This window comes from Halogranum amylolyticum, from assembly GCF_900110465.1.
GTDB lineage: Archaea > Halobacteriota > Halobacteria > Halobacteriales > Haloferacaceae > Halogranum > Halogranum amylolyticum.
Genome location: NZ_FODV01000005.1, coordinates 77,735 through 92,383, shown reverse-complemented (window position 1 = coordinate 92,383; position 14,649 = coordinate 77,735). Strand labels below are relative to the sequence as shown.

Here is a 14,649-nt window from a genome sequence, read left to right as displayed (position 1 = left end):
GTTGCTCTCGAACATCGCTACCGTCCGCGTCAGTCTCCGGTTCCGACCGCTCAGAAGGGGGAGACGCATCCGTCGTCGCGGTCCCCGACACCGTCGGAACCGGCGTCGCCGCCGTCGAGACTAGTGTCGACACTCTAGACGAGCAGGACGGACGAAGTGCCGTCGCTCCAAAACAATCGTATCAGCCGGCACGGACGGACGCTGGTGTCCGCCTCACGCCGGCCGAGAAGTTCTCTGGTGGGCGCGGCCGCGGGGTGGTTGTGGCTCACACATGACAGGCTGGTTCACAGGGCGGGTCGCGCCATCGATACGTACCGGACATAGTGTTAAAAATCCTTTGGACTAGTGGATATTAAGACGCTATATTGCCGATTCGGGTAACAAACGCCGGAGTACACTCGGTGAGAGTGTCGCTTCGGCCACTGAAACTCTCCGCGTCGACGGCCTTCCGTGTCGACGACCGTTCGTCTGCAGAGGACTCCCCTCCGACCGACTGACGTCGACGTCACCTGGTGACGTTCGTGTCCGATAACGGATATATTCGTGGGCGTCCTAACGGGCAGTATCGGACACCGAATCGCCGCCATCGACACGTCTCTAAGATCACGACTTCAACGCCATTTATGACCGACGCACCACCGACCACCGGCCTGCATCACGTGACGAACATCTGCACCGATATGGACGAGACCCAGGCGTTCTACGAGGACGTCCTCGGCTGGCACACCGTCAAGCAGACCCAGAACTACGACGACCCGGGGACGAAGCACTACTACTTCTCGTCGACACCGGCGGGCGAGCCGGGGACGACCGTCACCTACTTCGAGTATCCCGACTCCCGCGGCCGACCCGGTCCCGGCGCGAGCCACCACTTCGCGTTCGGCGTCGAAGACGAGGAGGGGCTCCGGGAGTGGCGCGAACGCTTGGTGGACCACGGCGTCCGCGTCTCGACCGTCAAAGACCGCACCTACTTCAAGAGCATCTACTTCACCGACCCCGACGGACTCGTCTTCGAGTTCGCGACGGCGGGGCCGGGGTTCGGCGTCGACGAGTCCGAACCGGGGACGACGGAGATCGACCCGTTCGCAGACGAGGAGACGAACGCGGGCGACGGAGGAGACGCGTAGATGGAGGGGAGTCCCGACGAGTTCGGTGCGTACCGACTGCTCGCCGGCGGCGTCGTCCCGCGCCCCATCGCGTGGGTGTCGAGTCGGAGCGCCGAGGGCGTCGACAACCTCGCGCCGTACAGTTTCTTCAACGTCGTCGCCTACGACCCCCCAGTCGTGATGTTCGCGCCGGTCGGCACGGGCGATGATCTGAAGGACACGCCGCGGAACGTCCTCGACAGCGAGCAGTTCGTCGTCAACGTCGTCACCGGGGACCTCGTCGAGGCGATGAACGCGACGAGCGCGACGCTCCCGGAGGGCGCAAGCGAGTTCGACCACGCTGACATCGAGGCGGCGGAGGCGACGACCGTCGACGCCGCACGCGTCGCCGACGCGAAGGTCGCCTTCGAGTGTGAACTTTACGACGCCGTCGAGGTCGGCGGGTCGACGATGGTGCTCGGCGAGGTGGTGTACGCTCACGTCGCCGACGAGGTGACGGTGGACGGCAAACTCGACGTGACGAAACTCGACGCCGTCGGTCGTCTCTCCGGCAGTTACTACGCGACGACCCGCGACCGGTTCTCGCTGGAGCGGCCGGACTGACTACTCTCGTCGCGTCGCCAACCGTTCGATGCGCCGCAGTGCGCGCTCACAGACGACGGCGTACCCGGCGGCGAGGAGCGGCACCTCGAACACGGCCCGACACCGATGCTCGCCGAGCGGGTCGACCCGGTGACCCGTCGCCGGAACCGTCGCGACTCGCCACGTCCAGCGGTAGTTCTCGTCGTCACAGCGGTCGATCTCGAACGGGATCCACACACCCGCGACGCGGACGCGACCCGTCGTCCCGGTCCGAATGCGGTCGGCCGCGCAGTCGACGGCGGCGACGCTCGGCCCCCACTCGGACCACTGGGAGGGGTCGATGAGGACCTCCCAGACGGTGTCGGCAGGTGCGTCGACGGTACGGGCGACCTCGAGACGGCGACCGTCGGGCGTTCGACGGAGGGAGACGTCGGTTCTGCTCACGTCCGAACGTCGTGCGGCCGGCGTGTAACTCTGTCCTTAAGGAAATATGTGTGGTAATAACCCTCTATATTTCCTTCGAGAAAGAGTTAATATGTCGTCCGTGCTAACGAGTTGCACGATGACGGAAGAGAACACCACAGAGACGATGAAAGACGTCAGCCACACACCGCCGGCCGGCGTCTCGGTGACGAACGTCTGGCAACGAGGCCGAACACCCGAAGCGACCGACGCAGCGACCCCCGCAGACGACTGATCGCGACGCGGCGACGCCTCGGGCACGTCGCCGTCCCTTCGGACATCTCTCGTTTCTCGTGCCGTTCACCGAAACTCTGGAGCGGTCGGTGCGACCGCTCGAAGGGCCGACGCAGGCACTCGGAGCGAGCAACCCGAACCGAGTCACGCGGCGACGACGTCGACGACAGTTTCCGCATCGACGACGAGGTTGTACGCCTCCTCGTCGTCGTTCCACAGACAGAGCACGTTCTGGAAGCCCAACACCGCGCCGTAGGGTGCGAACTGTAGCTCCTCGTTCAACACTGACTGCCGGGTGAGTACGGCGTAGTGTTCCACCTGTTCGCTGCCGTCGCCGATCTTGAACACCTGGTTGCCCCCCTCGGAGAGGTCGCGGCTCAGTTTCACGGCGAGGAGATCGATGCGTTCGGTGACGTGTTTCTCCATGTCGGCCATCCGGGCGTGTCGCGTCCCGTCGGCGCGAATCTCGAACCGACGCTGCCCGTCCTTGCGGAGGATCGAGTGGGAGAACTGCACGTCGACGTTGACGAACGTGCCGGAGTCGTCCTCGGCGTCGCGGTCCTCCGCTTCGTCGAGGCGACGCTGGAACCCCGGCACCGCGAGGTCGTCGCGGACGTCGAACGACCAGCCGCGGTCCGACGGTTCGTCGCCGTCCCAGAGACGCAGCGTCGGCGCGTAGACGGTGACGCCCGACCTCGGACCGGTGACGGCGCGTTCGACCTCGCGGAGTCCGGTCGACGTGTTCAGGTCGGCCGGTTCGACGGCGACGAGCGACCCGTCGTCGGCGACGACGCCGAGGTAGTTTTCGACCACTGTTTCGGGGTCCTCCAGTTCCGAGAGCACGTTACCGAAGAACACGAGGTCGAACTCCTCGAACTGGCTCGTGTCGAACGCCTCCGCCGTCTCGCGGTGGACGGTCGTGTGGAAGTTCTCCCCCGTCTCCTCCAGCAGATGTTCGAGCACGTCGGCGTTCGCGCTCGGTTCGAGCGCGTGGTAGTCGACGAGCGCGTCGTCGCCGACGTAGTCGTGCAGGCCGAGCGCCGGTCCGCCCGTCCCCGCACCGACGTCGAGCACGCGGAGTTTCCGGGGGAGCAGTCCCTTCTTCGCGAGGTCTTCGAGGACGTAGCCGACGACGGCGTAGTTGTCGGGGAGGTGGTAGATGGCGTAGCCGAGTGCAGCCACCTCGTCGTACTCGACGGGATTCTGATAGAAGTAGTCGGTCTTCAGTCGCCGAATCGACTCCCGAAGCGCGTCGCCCGACTCACCCATGTGCCAGTTCGCGCCGTACTCACGGACGAGCAGATCTTCCAAGGCGAACCCGTAGTCGTCGGGGAACGCTTCCGGTGCCCACCGCTGGACGGCGATCGCGTCGTCGTCGACAGGGACGAACGTCCCGTCTTCCCGTTCGAGCAGGCCGAGGTCGAACGCCTCCTCACGGAGCGTCTGTTTGACGACGGCAGGGTGGGGGTTGCCCTCGACGTACTCGGCGATCTCCTCGGGGTCGATGGGGCGGACCTGTCGGAGATACTTCGCGTTGTCGCGGACGGCTTCGCGATCGATCATCGCTCTGCCCCCGGAGACGGGGTGAACCGCTCTGCGACGTCGTGATACAACGCCTCGAACTCCTCGTCGTCGGCCGCGGCGAGTTCGGCGGCGGCAGCGGCGACGTCGTCGGCCCCCTCGAACACCGACTGGATCTCGGCGTACACCCGCGGCGACCCGTCGGCGACCGTCTCGACGAGCTCTCGGAGACCCGCAGAGATGGGCGTGGTGAACTCCTCGCGGACGTCGCCGGCGGCGAGCGCGTAGGCCAACACGGCCGTGTGTGCACCCGCCTGTACCGTCTCCATCGCCTCGTCGTGTTCGTCGACGGTCGTCTCGAAGACGTGGTTGTCGGCGGCGGCCATCCGTTCGCGGACCGTGTCGGTCACCGGACCGGGTTCGTCGGCGACGACGGCGACGTTGCCGGGGGCGTTCCGCGGGGCGAAAAGCGGGTGGAAACTGACGCGCTCGCAGTCGGGCGCGTGCTCCCGCATCGCGGCGACCGGAGCGGCCATCACGCCGGTGACGTCGAAGACCGCTCGCTCGGCCAGCGGTGCGTAAATCTCGACAGTGTCGATGACGGCTGACATGGGGACCGCGAGGCAGACGGCGTCGAACCGTTCCTCGGTGTCGACTGGGACGACGCGTCCCGCGACTGCCTCGGCCGCCGTCTCCGCCGTGTCGGCGTCGCGGTCCAGAAAGGCGACGTCGGCGTCGACGGTGTCGGCGACCCAGCGGCCCATCGCACCCGCACCGACGATGAGCAGGTTCATTGCGCGAGGATAGCCCGTCACGTTTCAAAAGGAGTTCGGTGCGGGCGGACCAGTCATCCGTGAGACGGCCAATCTCGTGTGCGTTTCTCCCTCACAACTATCGAAGAGAAGACATATGGGGTGGCCGGATGGAGCGTTCCTCATGGTCGTCCTCCAATCGTTCTCGACTGCCCTCCAGTCGGTCGGTCGTCGGCCGACGCTCGCCGTACCTGCCGCAGTGCTCGCCACGATCTCGGTCGCGAGTACCGTCAGTCAGGGCTCGCTCTGGTCGCTCGTCACCTCGCTACTGAGCCTCCTCGTGACGCCGTTCGTCATGGCTGGTTTCATCGCACTCGTCGACGACGCACGAACCGGTGGCCGACGCGACGCAGACTTCTTCGCAGCCGGGCGGCACTACTTCCTCACGTTACTCGGTGGAAACCTACTCGTCGGACTCGTGATGGTCGTCATCGGCGGAATCATCGTCGCCGCGGGGGTAGCCGTACTGGGCGGTTTCGCTGCCGTTCTCGGCGGTGACGTCACACTCACGCCGGTGACTGTCGCGATCGTCGGCGTGCTCGCGGTCGTCGGGTGGCTCGTCTCGCTCCTGTTTCGGTTCTTCGCACCGGCCGCCGTCGTCGAGGACCGGCGCGTCGGCAGTGCCATCGGCCGGAGCGTCGAAGTCGTCACCGACAACTTCCTCGCCGTCGTCGGCTTCGCCCTGTTCTCGGGGCTCGTCTCGCTTGTGCTGAACTTCGGTCCGATGTGGTACTTCGTGTTCGACGCAACGACCGTCGACGGGGTTGTCGCCGCGGTGCAGGCGGGCTATCCCGGAGCGACGGCACCCGTCGCACTCGTCGTCCTGTTTCTCACGTCTACGGTGTCGACGCTGCTTCTCCAGTCGTACCTCGTCTGTTTCTTCGGTGCGTGTACGAGACGCGCCCACGACGGCTGACGCCTGCAACTGTCACGACTTCGCAATTCGGCGACTTCGACGGTCACGACTTCGCTACGACGTCGTAAACTCTCCGCGCGTGGTCGCGCGTGCACGAACGGTCAAGTAACCCCCTGTCGAACGCGTGGACATGGCTGACACACCACTCGATGGACAGGTCGCGTTCGTCACGGGGACGAGTCGCGGTATCGGCAAGGCGCTGGCACTCCGCCTCGCCGACGCCGGCGCGAAGGTCGTCTCCACCGGCAAGAGTGTCGAACCCCACGAGAAGCTTCCGGGGACGATCGTCGAGACGACCGAGGAGATCCGCGAGCGCGGCGGCGAGTCCATCTACCGCCAACTCGACGTCCGCGACGAGGAGAGCGTCCAGCGCGCCATCGACGCGACCGTCGACGAGTGGGGGCAGTTGGACGTCGTGATCAACAACGCCGGCGCGATCCATCTCGCGCCGTTCGAGGAGACGCCGCCGAAGCGGTTCGACCTCCTGATGGACGTCAACGCCCGTGGCGCGTACACGACGACACACGCCGCGCTACCGCATCTCCGTGAGAGCGACCACGCCCACGTACTGACGATGTCGCCGCCGCTCGGGATGGAGGCCGCTCCCGGCAAGGCGGCCTACGCGCTCTCGAAGCTCGGGATGACGTTCATCGCCAACTCGCTGGCCGAGGAACTCGCGGGCGACGATATCGGCGTCAACAGTCTGTGGCCCGTCGCCGCCATCGAGACCGAGGCGACGAGACAGTTCGACCTCGGTCGACCCGAAGACTGGCGTACACCCGAGGTGGTCTGCGACGCGACGATGGAGATCCTCACCCGCGACCCGACCGAGTGTACGGGCAACCAGTTCTACGACGAGGACCTGCTCCGGGAGGCCGGCGTCGAGGACTTCTCGCAGTACGCCGTCGTCGAGGGGACCGACCCCGGGCCGACGTCGGCGTGGCTGTTCGACCCCGAGTACGAACGGCCCGAGTAGTCAGAAGAGACCGAGAAGGCGACCGTTCGACTACCGACGACTACCCGACGACCAGTTCGATTGGGTAGTCGGTCAGGTTCTCGTAGCCGTCCTCCGTGACGACGACGAGGTCCTCGATGCGGACGCCGCCGACGTCGGGGTCGTACAGGCCGGGTTCGACCGTGATGACGTGACCGGCTTTCAGTTCCGCGCCGTTCGTGCTCACGTGCGGCAGTTCGTGGACGTCCAGACCGACGCCGTGGCCGGTGCTGTGAATGTATCCCGTCTCCGTCGTCGGGTCGTCCCGGAGCGTCGGTAGCCCGGCGTCCTCGTAGACGTCGCAGGCGGCGTCGTGGACGTCCTCGCCGGTCGCGCCGGGTTCGACCGCCGCGAGCGCGGCGTCGAGCGCCTCGTGGGTGAGGTCGTACCACTCGCGAACCGTCTCGCTGGGGTCGCCCTTGCAGAAGGTGCGCGTCATGTCGGCGTGGTACTTCGTCGCCTTGTTCCGCGGGAAGATGTCGACGATGATGGGCTCGTTCGCGTCGAGCGGGCCGCTGCCACGGTTGTGGGGGTCGGCGGCGTCGGTGCCGCAGGCGACGATGGTCTCGTCGAGCGCACAGCCCTCGCGGAGCAGCGTGACCTCGATCTCCTCTTTGACGCGCTCGCTCGTCAGCGGTTCGTCCTCGTGGTGGAGGACGCCGTCGACGACGTCGGCGTCGGCGACGAGCTCTTCGGCGGCTTGCATCGCTCTCTCGTTTGCCTTCTGCGCCTGGCGGACGTGCTCGATCTCCTCGTCTTGCTTGACCGCGCGGATCGTGGTGACGACGTCTTCGGTCTCGGCCTCGACGTCGACGCCGAGGTCACGGAGTTCGTCCGCCGACCCGAGCGGGAAGCGCCGCGGGGTGACGACCGACTCGACGTCGTACTCCGCTAAGAACTCCGCACGCGCGCGGGCCTCTGCCTCGTAGCGGCCGTACTCCTGCATCTTCTCGCGCATGTCGAAGTCGGAGCCACGTCGAACCTCGTCGGCGCGGGCCTCCTTCTTGGCGCGGCCGTACTCGAGGCCGGAGACGAGGAGGTACGTCCCGTCGGGCGTGTAGAGCGTGAAGAACGGGTCGGGTGCGTCGAAGCCGGAGACGTAGCGCTGTGTGGAGTCGTCGCTGGCGGCGTCGACGAGATAGCCGTCGGCGTCGACGTCCGCGAGATAGTCGTCGAGTGCGGAGAAGTCCGGTTGCATGGTTCGACGTGGCACGCCGCGTGCGTAAATCGGTTGCTGTCCGTCGGTCGCGGTGAGCGGTTCACCGTCGTCACGTCCGGCAGACTCACCGCCTTCGGTAGCCTGATACGGGTACACACTGACACACGGGTATGGATATCGAACTCTCACAGTCTCGCGTGCACGGACGCGCACGCGCACCGCCCTCGAAGAGTTACACGCACCGAGCGATCCTCGCCGCCGGCTACAGTGCCGGTGCCCTCGTCTACGACCCGCTGAACAGCGCCGACACCAAGGCGACGATGCGAGCGGTCGAGGCGTTCGGCGGCGACGTCGACCGCGACGCGACGGAGGACCGACTGGACGTCACCGGGTTCAACGGTCGTCCCGACGTGCCCGCGGACGTCGTCGACTGCGCCAACAGCGGGACGACGATGCGGCTGGTCACCGCCTGCGCCGCCCTCGCCGACGGGATCACGGTCCTCACCGGCGACTCCTCGCTCCGGTCGCGTCCGCAGGGACCGCTGCTCGACGCCATCGACGACCTCGGCGGTCGCGCCGAGAGCACGAGAGACAACGGTCAGGCACCGATCGCCATCAGAGGTCCCATCTCGGGCGGGTCGGTCTCGATCCCCGGCGACGTCTCCTCGCAGTACATCTCCGCACTCCTGATGGCCGGTGCCGTCACCGAGGAGGGGATCGACGTCGAACTCGAGACCGAGCTCAAATCCGCCCCGTACGTCGACATCACCCTCGAGGTACTCGAGGCGTTCGGCGTCGACGCCGAACAGACCGACGACGGGTTCTCGGTCTCCGGCGGTCAGTCGTACGAACCGACGGACGGCGAGTACCACGTCCCCGGCGACTTCTCGTCGATGTCGTATCTCCTCGCCGCCGGTGCCGTCGCCGCCGAAGAGGGGAAAGATGTCGTCGTCGCGGGTGCGTACCCGAGCGCACAGGGCGACAGCGCCATCGTCGACGTGCTCGAGCGGATGGGTGCGGACGTCGAGTGGAACCGGGACGACGGCTACATCACGGTCCGTAAGTCCGATCTCTCGGGCGTCGAAGTCGACGTCGGCGACACGCCGGATCTCCTGCCGACCATCGCCGTACTCGGGGCCGTCGCCGAGGGGGACACCCGGATCGTCAACTGCGAGCACGTCCGGTACAAGGAGACCGACCGGGTGAGCGCGATGGCCGAAGAACTCGGTGCGCTCGGTGCAGCCGTCACGGAGGAAGCGGACGTACTGACGATCCACGGCGACGAGTCAGAGCTGGAAGGGGCCGCCGTCGACGGTCACGGCGACCATCGCATCGTCATGTCGCTCGCCGTCGCCGCGCTCGTCGCCGACGGGACGACCACCGTCGCCGGCGGCGAACACGTCGACGTGTCGTTCCCGGACTTCTTCGACGTACTCTACGATCTCGGGGCGGACGTCCGACGTACGTAGACCAGTTCAACTCTCTTTCCCTTCTCCTCCGTCGAGGACGGCCGTCCGCTTGCGTCTTCTGCAAACGCTAAATGCCCGGAACCCACACCCACGAGTAATGAACGGAAATCGCTTCGGTCGACTGTTTCAAGTCACCACCTACGGAGAGAGCCACGGCGAGGCGATGGGCGTCACGGTCAGTGGCTGTCCCGCCGGTCTGGAACTGAACGAGGAAGACATCCAGCGCGACCTCGACCGCCGGAAACCCGGACAGTCCATGATCACGACCTCCCGCGGCGAACCCGACGAGGTCACCATCAACTCCGGTGTACAGGACGGCTACACCACCGGCACGCCCATCGGGATGGTCATCCAGAACAAGGACGCCCGTTCCGGCAAGTACGAACCCTACGTCACCGCGCCGCGACCGAGCCACGGCGACTTTACCTACTCTGCGAAGTTCGGGACGCGCAACTGGGGCGGTGGCGGGCGCTCGTCGGCGCGCGAGACGGTCAACTGGGTCGCTGCCGGCGCGATCGCCAAGAAGATCCTCGCCGAACACGACGTCGAGATCAAAGCGCACGTCAACCAGATCGGCGATATCGAGGCTCCCGAGGTGACGTGGGAGGAACTCCTCGAACACTCCGAGGAGAACGACGTCCGCTGTGCGCACCCCGAGACGGCCGAGGAGATGCTCGACCGCATCGACGAGTACCAGTCAGAGGGTGACTCCATCGGCGGCAGCATCTACTTCGAGGCCCGCGGCGTTCCGCGCGGACTCGGCGCACCGCGTTTCGACTCCTTCTCGGCCCGCCTCGGTCAGGCGCTGATGTCGGTTCCGGCGGCATCCGCCTTCGAGTTCGGTCTCGGGAAAGAAGCCCGCGAGTGGACCGGCAAAGACCGCAACGAGGATTGGGAGTTCGACGCCGACGGTGACCCGGTCCCCGTCGGCAACACTCACGGCGGGATTCAGGGCGGCATCACGACGGGTCAGCCGATCTACGGCGAACTGACGCTCCACGCACCGACGTCGATTCCGAAGAAACAGACGACGGTCGACTGGGAAACAGGTGAGGAGAAGGAGATCCAGGTCGTCGGCCGCCACGATCCGGTACTGCCGCCCCGCGGCGTCCCGGTCGTCGAGTCGATGGTCCAACTCACTGTTCTGGACTTCATGCTCCTCGGCGGGCACATCAACCCCGACCGGATGGACGGCAAAGTGGGAGAATACCGAACGGACTACCACCCGCGCAGTCCGGACAACGTGGAAGAGTAAGTCAGGTCAGCTTTCGTTTGAGACCGACGACTCCGAGGAGGGCGACCCCGAGACCGGCGTAGAACTCCTGGGTCCAACTCAGCCCGGGAACGACGCCGGTCTCGTCTGCACCTGTCTGTACCGACTCGTTCTGATACTCGTAGTTGTCCGTGCGCCACGGTGCCTTCACGGGTTCGTACGACTCGTTCCAGACGATGGTGTCCTCACCCGCCTGTCCGACGAACTCGACTTGGTCCATCGCCCCGTCGGGCCGCGAGAGGTTCTCCGTGTAGAGTCGCGCCTCTCCCGCGACCTTCGCTCCGCGCTGGTCGAGCAGTTCGACGGTGATAGTCCGGTTCTCGCCGGGTGGCAGCGTCGCGTCGTAGAAGCTCCCGTCGGTGCCTTCGGTGAAGACCATGAGCTTCGTCCCGTACGCCTGGATGCTCGGATTGGAGACGGAAACTTTCGCGACTGCGGAGGGCTCTCCGTCAATCGTGCCGTCTGTGACTTCGACGTTGGTGATGTGGGGTTTGGGAATCGACTCGTAGAGAATAGTTCATAAAGGTTTATTTGGTAGAAAAGGGAATCCGAATCTATCGGCTATCGCTGCAGATGGTTCGAGACCCCTAGATTCATCATTATCATTTCTTGCTAATCCATAGCAAAGTCTTTAGTCTGACCCTCGTAACAATCGGACACTGTGGCCCGACACGGCGGGCCGTGACATCAAATATGACTGAAGACGAACTCATCTGGCGAATCGCAGGAGGATCCGGTGACGGGATCGCCTCGACGAGCCAGAACTTCGCGAAGGCCCTGATGCGAGCGGGGCTCCACGTGTTCACCCATCGACACTACCCCTCGCGCATCCGCGGTGGTCACACGTACACCGAGGTACGTGTCTCCGCCGACGAAGTAAAGTCACGCGGCGACGGCTACAACTTCCTCCTCGCGCTCGGCGACTCGTTCGCTCGGAACCCGCAGGAGAACGCCTACTACGGCAACGAGGAGATCAAGCCGTTGTCGGAGAACCTCGACGAACTCCGCGAGGGCGGAGTCATCATCTACGACTCGGGTCTGCTCGACGCGAGCGAGATCGAGGACTTCGACGAGCGCGTCGAAGAGAACAACTGGCACGTCTACGACCTCGACCTCCGCAGTATGGCTCGTGACCACGGTCGCGAGGTCATGCGGAACACGGCCGGTGTCGGTGTGACGTGTGCGCTCACCGGCATCAAGCTCGAATGGATCGAGGATCTGATGAGCAGCTCCATGCCGGAGAAGATCCTCGAACCCAACATCGAGATCCTCAACGAGGCGTACGAGATGGTTCAAGAGGAGTACGACGTCGACGCACACGACGTCAAGGTTCCCTCCGGCGAGCACGACGAAGAGCAGGTGCTCCTCTCGGGGTCCGACGCCATCGCCTACGGCGCACTCGACGAGGGCTGCCGGTTCATCGCGGGGTATCCGATGACCCCCTGGACCGAGGTCTTCACCATCATGTCGCAGAACCTCCCCGAGGTCGGCGGCATCTCTGAGCAGGTCGAAGACGAGATCGCGGCGGCCGCACTCGCGATCGGTGCGAGCCACGCCGGCGCGAAGGCCATGTCCGGGTCGTCCGGCGGCGGGTTCGCGCTGATGGGCGAACCGCTCGGCCTGGCCGAGATGACGGAGACTCCCGTCGTCCTCGTCGAAGCCATGCGCGCGGGTCCGTCGACGGGTATGCCGACGAAACCCGAGCAGTCCGACCTCGAACACGTCCTGTACACCTCGCAGGGTGACTCCCAGCGCATCGTCTTCGCGCCCGGAACCGCCGCAGAGGCGTACAAACAGACGCGCAAGGCGTTCGAGATCGCCTACGAGTACCAGATCCCGTCGATCATCCTCTACGACCAGAAGCTCGGCGGCGAACTCGCCAACGTTCCCGCCAGCGTCTTCGACGAGGAGCCGAACCCGTCGCTGGGTTCGACACTGACGGAGGCGGAACTCGAGGACGCGCCCCACAGCGACACGGGCAAGTACAAACGCTTCCAGCACGACGTCGACGACGGCGTCAGCCCGCGTTCCATCCCCGGCCAGAAGGGTGGGCGCTTCCTCGCCACGGGTAACGAGCACACGCCCGAGGGACACATCTCGGAGTCCGCCGAGAACCGCGTCGCGCAGATCAACCGTCGGACCCAGAAGAAGGAGGCTATCCGCGCCGAACTCGACTCGGCGAGCAAGGACGACAGCCACCAGACCTACTACGGTCCCGACGACGCCGACTACGGGCTCATCACCTTCGGTAGCCAGCAGGGTACCGTCGAAGAGGCCGTCGACGTCCTCAACGAGAACGGTCACTCGGTCAAGGCGCTCGGCGTCTCCGACATGATGCCGTTCGCAGAGGAGGAGGTCGCGGAGTTCATCGAGAGCGTCGACGAGGCGCTCGTCGTCGAGATGACCGCGTCAGCCCAGTTCCGTGGTCTGATGCAGAAAGAGCTCGGACTGTACGGCGAGAAGCTGTCCAGTCTCCTGAAGTACAACGGCAACCCCTTCGAGCCGGCAGAGGTCGTCGAAGGGTTCGAAGTCAACATCATCGAGGGCGACGAACTCGACCACAACCGGACGAAGTTCGTCCCCGCGGCAGGTGACTAAACATGAGTGCATTCAGCGCAATCGGTGAAGAACGCGAGATCGACCGTGAGGAGTTCACGCCGGGCCTCGAACCGCAGCCGACGTGGTGTCCTGGCTGTGGTGACTTCGGTGTCCTAAAGGCACTGAAACAGGCCCTCCCCGAAGTCGGCCGCACGCCCGACGAGACGATGCTCGTCACGGGTATCGGCTGCTCGGGGAAGCTCAACAGCTACCTCGACAGCTACGGGTTCCACACCATCCACGGCCGCTCGCTGCCCGTCGCTCGGGCCGCGAAGCTCGCCAACCCCGGCCTCGAAGTGATCGCGGCCGGCGGTGACGGTGACGGCTACGGCATCGGTGGGAACCACTTCATGCACACGGCTCGTGAGAACCACGACATGACCTACATCGTGTTCAACAACGAGATCTTCGGCCTCACGAAGGGCCAGACCTCGCCGACGAGCCCGAAGGGTCACAAGTCGAAGACGCAGCCGCACGGCAGCGCCAAGGAGCCGCTCCGCCCGCTGTCGCTGTCGCTGACCTCCGGCGCGTCCTACGTCGCCCGGACGGCGGCCGTCAACCCGAACCAGGCGAAGGAGATCCTCACCGAGGCGATGAACCACGACGGGTTCGCCCACGTGGACTTCCTGACGCAGTGTCCGACCTGGAACAAGGACGCCCGCCAGTACGTCCCGTACATCGACGTACAGGACTCCGACGACTACGACTTCGACCCGACCGACCGCCGCGAGGCGGCCGAGATGATGCACGAGACCGAGGACGCTCTCCACGAGGGGAAGGTCCTCACCGGTCGGTTCTACGTCGACGAGGACCGCCCCTCCTACCAGCAGGAGAAACAGCGCATCGGCGAGATGCCCGACGAGCCGCTCGCGGAGCGCTACTTCGACGGGGACTACGAGTGGGAACGCTCGTACGACATGTTCCTCGACAAGCACAAGTAACGCCACGCGGCGTTCACGGTGTACCCTTTCTTTCGAGCACGGAGAGTCGCTGTCCTCCATCGCTGAGCGAGAGCCGACCTGTTTTCCGGAGGGAGACAACGCGTTTCCGGTTCGCAAGGTATTTTTTCTGGCAACAGAAACTGGTTCGTATGAGCTCCGTCTCCACAGAGGACCGCATCCTCGCCGCCCTCGAAGCGGATGCGCAGGCCTCCTACGCCGACATCGCCGAGAGTGCGGGGGTGTCCAAGCCGACGGTCCGCAAGTACATCAACAAACTCGAAGACGACGGCGTCATCGTCGGCTACTCCGCCGACGTCGACCCGAAGAAACTCTCCGGACAGTCGATCGCCCTCGTCGGTATCGACGTCGAGAGCGAGCGCTACGTCGAGGCGACGCGCGCACTGAAGGACCTCGACGCCGTCGAGACGCTCTACACCTCCTCGGGGGACCACATGCTGATGGCCGAGGTGCGCGCTTCCGACGGCGACGCCCTCGGCGACGTCATCAGCGGCGACATCCTCTCGATCGACGGTGTCACCGCCGCCCACCCGTCGTTCCTGCAGGAACGGCTGAAGTAAAGTG

15 protein-coding genes are annotated in these 14,649 nt (G+C 65.4%); 10 read left to right on the top strand and 5 right to left on the bottom strand.

Annotated features, from left to right (window positions below):
• The first annotated feature begins 623 nt into the window (after positions 1-623).
• Together BSG17_RS11430 and BSG17_RS11425 are read left to right on the top strand one after the other, a co-directional pair.
• Positions 624-1,127, top strand: a complete 504-nt coding sequence (locus BSG17_RS11430) for a VOC family protein (protein WP_089824147.1) — start codon at positions 624-626, stop codon at positions 1,125-1,127.
• Entirely contained in the window at positions 1,128-1,709 is a 582-nt protein-coding gene (locus BSG17_RS11425; protein WP_089824145.1) for a flavin reductase family protein, read from the top strand.
• Here the strand turns inward: BSG17_RS11425 and BSG17_RS11420 are convergent, their stop codons facing one another.
• A complete protein-coding gene (locus BSG17_RS11420) occupies positions 1,710-2,132 on the bottom strand; it encodes an SRPBCC family protein (RefSeq protein ID WP_089824143.1) in 423 nt (140 codons plus the stop codon).
• Between the two features lie 118 nt (positions 2,133-2,250).
• Here BSG17_RS11420 and BSG17_RS28250 point away from each other — a divergent pair, with 118 nt between their 5' ends.
• Positions 2,251-2,385: a DUF7989 family protein gene (locus BSG17_RS28250; RefSeq protein ID WP_280141170.1), complete on the top strand. Its 135-nt coding sequence runs from the start codon at positions 2,251-2,253 to the stop codon at positions 2,383-2,385.
• A gap of 143 nt (positions 2,386-2,528) precedes the next feature.
• Here the strand turns inward: BSG17_RS28250 and BSG17_RS11415 are convergent, their stop codons facing one another.
• Together BSG17_RS11415 and BSG17_RS11410 are read right to left on the bottom strand one after the other, a co-directional pair.
• Positions 2,529-3,947, bottom strand: a complete 1,419-nt coding sequence (locus tag BSG17_RS11415) for a small ribosomal subunit Rsm22 family protein (RefSeq protein ID WP_089824142.1) — start codon at positions 3,945-3,947, stop codon at positions 2,529-2,531.
• Complete coding sequence (locus tag BSG17_RS11410) at positions 3,944-4,699, bottom strand: prephenate dehydrogenase/arogenate dehydrogenase family protein (protein WP_089824140.1); 756 nt, start codon at positions 4,697-4,699, stop codon at positions 3,944-3,946. Before BSG17_RS11410 ends, BSG17_RS11415 begins: the two co-directional genes overlap by 4 nt.
• A gap of 142 nt (positions 4,700-4,841) precedes the next feature.
• Here BSG17_RS11410 and BSG17_RS11405 point away from each other — a divergent pair, with 142 nt between their 5' ends.
• Together BSG17_RS11405 and BSG17_RS11400 are read left to right on the top strand one after the other, a co-directional pair.
• Positions 4,842-5,633 carry a DUF7847 domain-containing protein gene (locus tag BSG17_RS11405; protein WP_139246595.1) on the top strand — a complete coding sequence of 264 codons (792 nt, stop codon included), beginning with the start codon at positions 4,842-4,844 and terminating at the stop codon, positions 5,631-5,633.
• Positions 5,634-5,763: 130 nt separating this feature from the next.
• A complete protein-coding gene (locus tag BSG17_RS11400) occupies positions 5,764-6,609 on the top strand; it encodes an SDR family oxidoreductase (protein ID WP_089824137.1) in 846 nt (281 codons plus the stop codon).
• A gap of 40 nt (positions 6,610-6,649) precedes the next feature.
• Here the strand turns inward: BSG17_RS11400 and BSG17_RS11395 are convergent, their stop codons facing one another.
• Positions 6,650-7,825, bottom strand: coding sequence for a M24 family metallopeptidase (locus tag BSG17_RS11395; RefSeq protein ID WP_089824699.1), 1,176 nt, complete (start codon positions 7,823-7,825; stop codon positions 6,650-6,652).
• Between the two features lie 131 nt (positions 7,826-7,956).
• Here BSG17_RS11395 and aroA point away from each other — a divergent pair, with 131 nt between their 5' ends.
• Positions 7,957-9,255, top strand: coding sequence for a 3-phosphoshikimate 1-carboxyvinyltransferase (gene aroA / locus BSG17_RS11390; protein WP_089824134.1), 1,299 nt, complete (start codon positions 7,957-7,959; stop codon positions 9,253-9,255).
• 97 nt (positions 9,256-9,352) lie between these two features.
• Positions 9,353-10,510 (top strand): chorismate synthase, encoded by a 1,158-nt coding sequence (aroC, locus tag BSG17_RS11385; RefSeq protein WP_089824132.1) that lies wholly within the window; start codon positions 9,353-9,355, stop codon positions 10,508-10,510.
• 1 nt (position 10,511) lies between these two features.
• On the opposite strand, the gene BSG17_RS11380 is transcribed toward aroC, so the two are convergent.
• Positions 10,512-10,907, bottom strand: coding sequence for a hypothetical protein (locus tag BSG17_RS11380; RefSeq protein WP_211609119.1), 396 nt, complete (start codon positions 10,905-10,907; stop codon positions 10,512-10,514).
• Positions 10,908-11,221: 314 nt separating this feature from the next.
• Between BSG17_RS11380 and BSG17_RS11375 the strand changes: the two genes are divergently transcribed.
• The 3 genes from BSG17_RS11375 to lrpA1 all read left to right on the top strand — a co-directional run bounded on the left by BSG17_RS11375 (position 11,222) and on the right by lrpA1 (position 14,645).
• Positions 11,222-13,126: a 2-oxoacid:acceptor oxidoreductase subunit alpha gene (locus BSG17_RS11375; RefSeq protein ID WP_089824128.1), complete on the top strand. Its 1,905-nt coding sequence runs from the start codon at positions 11,222-11,224 to the stop codon at positions 13,124-13,126.
• A 2-nt stretch (positions 13,127-13,128) separates the two neighbouring features.
• Positions 13,129-14,067 carry a thiamine pyrophosphate-dependent enzyme gene (locus tag BSG17_RS11370; RefSeq protein ID WP_089824126.1) on the top strand — a complete coding sequence of 313 codons (939 nt, stop codon included), beginning with the start codon at positions 13,129-13,131 and terminating at the stop codon, positions 14,065-14,067.
• 149 nt (positions 14,068-14,216) lie between these two features.
• Complete coding sequence (lrpA1, locus tag BSG17_RS11365) at positions 14,217-14,645, top strand: HTH-type transcriptional regulator LrpA1 (protein ID WP_089824124.1); 429 nt, start codon at positions 14,217-14,219, stop codon at positions 14,643-14,645.
• Positions 14,646-14,649 lie beyond the last annotated feature (4 nt).

Excerpts from the sequence above, each read along its gene's own strand:
- BSG17_RS11430 (WP_089824147.1), top strand. The coding sequence starts at position 624 with ATGACCGACGCACCACCGACCACCGGCCTGCATCACGTGACGAACATC.
- BSG17_RS11425 (WP_089824145.1), top strand. The coding sequence starts at position 1,128 with ATGGAGGGGAGTCCCGACGAGTTCGGTGCGTACCGACTGCTCGCCGGC.
- BSG17_RS28250 (WP_280141170.1), top strand. The coding sequence starts at position 2,251 with ATGACGGAAGAGAACACCACAGAGACGATGAAAGACGTCAGCCACACA.
- BSG17_RS11415 (WP_089824142.1), bottom strand. The coding sequence starts at position 3,947 with ATGATCGATCGCGAAGCCGTCCGCGACAACGCGAAGTATCTCCGACAG.
- BSG17_RS11410 (WP_089824140.1), bottom strand. The coding sequence starts at position 4,699 with ATGAACCTGCTCATCGTCGGTGCGGGTGCGATGGGCCGCTGGGTCGCC.
- BSG17_RS11405 (WP_139246595.1), top strand. The coding sequence starts at position 4,842 with ATGGTCGTCCTCCAATCGTTCTCGACTGCCCTCCAGTCGGTCGGTCGT.
- BSG17_RS11400 (WP_089824137.1), top strand. The coding sequence starts at position 5,764 with ATGGCTGACACACCACTCGATGGACAGGTCGCGTTCGTCACGGGGACG.
- BSG17_RS11395 (WP_089824699.1), bottom strand. The coding sequence starts at position 7,825 with ATGCAACCGGACTTCTCCGCACTCGACGACTATCTCGCGGACGTCGAC.
- aroA (WP_089824134.1), top strand. The coding sequence starts at position 7,957 with ATGGATATCGAACTCTCACAGTCTCGCGTGCACGGACGCGCACGCGCA.
- aroC (WP_089824132.1), top strand. The coding sequence starts at position 9,353 with ATGAACGGAAATCGCTTCGGTCGACTGTTTCAAGTCACCACCTACGGA.
- BSG17_RS11380 (WP_211609119.1), bottom strand. The coding sequence starts at position 10,907 with ATGGTCTTCACCGAAGGCACCGACGGGAGCTTCTACGACGCGACGCTG.
- BSG17_RS11375 (WP_089824128.1), top strand. The coding sequence starts at position 11,222 with ATGACTGAAGACGAACTCATCTGGCGAATCGCAGGAGGATCCGGTGAC.
- BSG17_RS11370 (WP_089824126.1), top strand. The coding sequence starts at position 13,129 with ATGAGTGCATTCAGCGCAATCGGTGAAGAACGCGAGATCGACCGTGAG.
- lrpA1 (WP_089824124.1), top strand. The coding sequence starts at position 14,217 with ATGAGCTCCGTCTCCACAGAGGACCGCATCCTCGCCGCCCTCGAAGCG.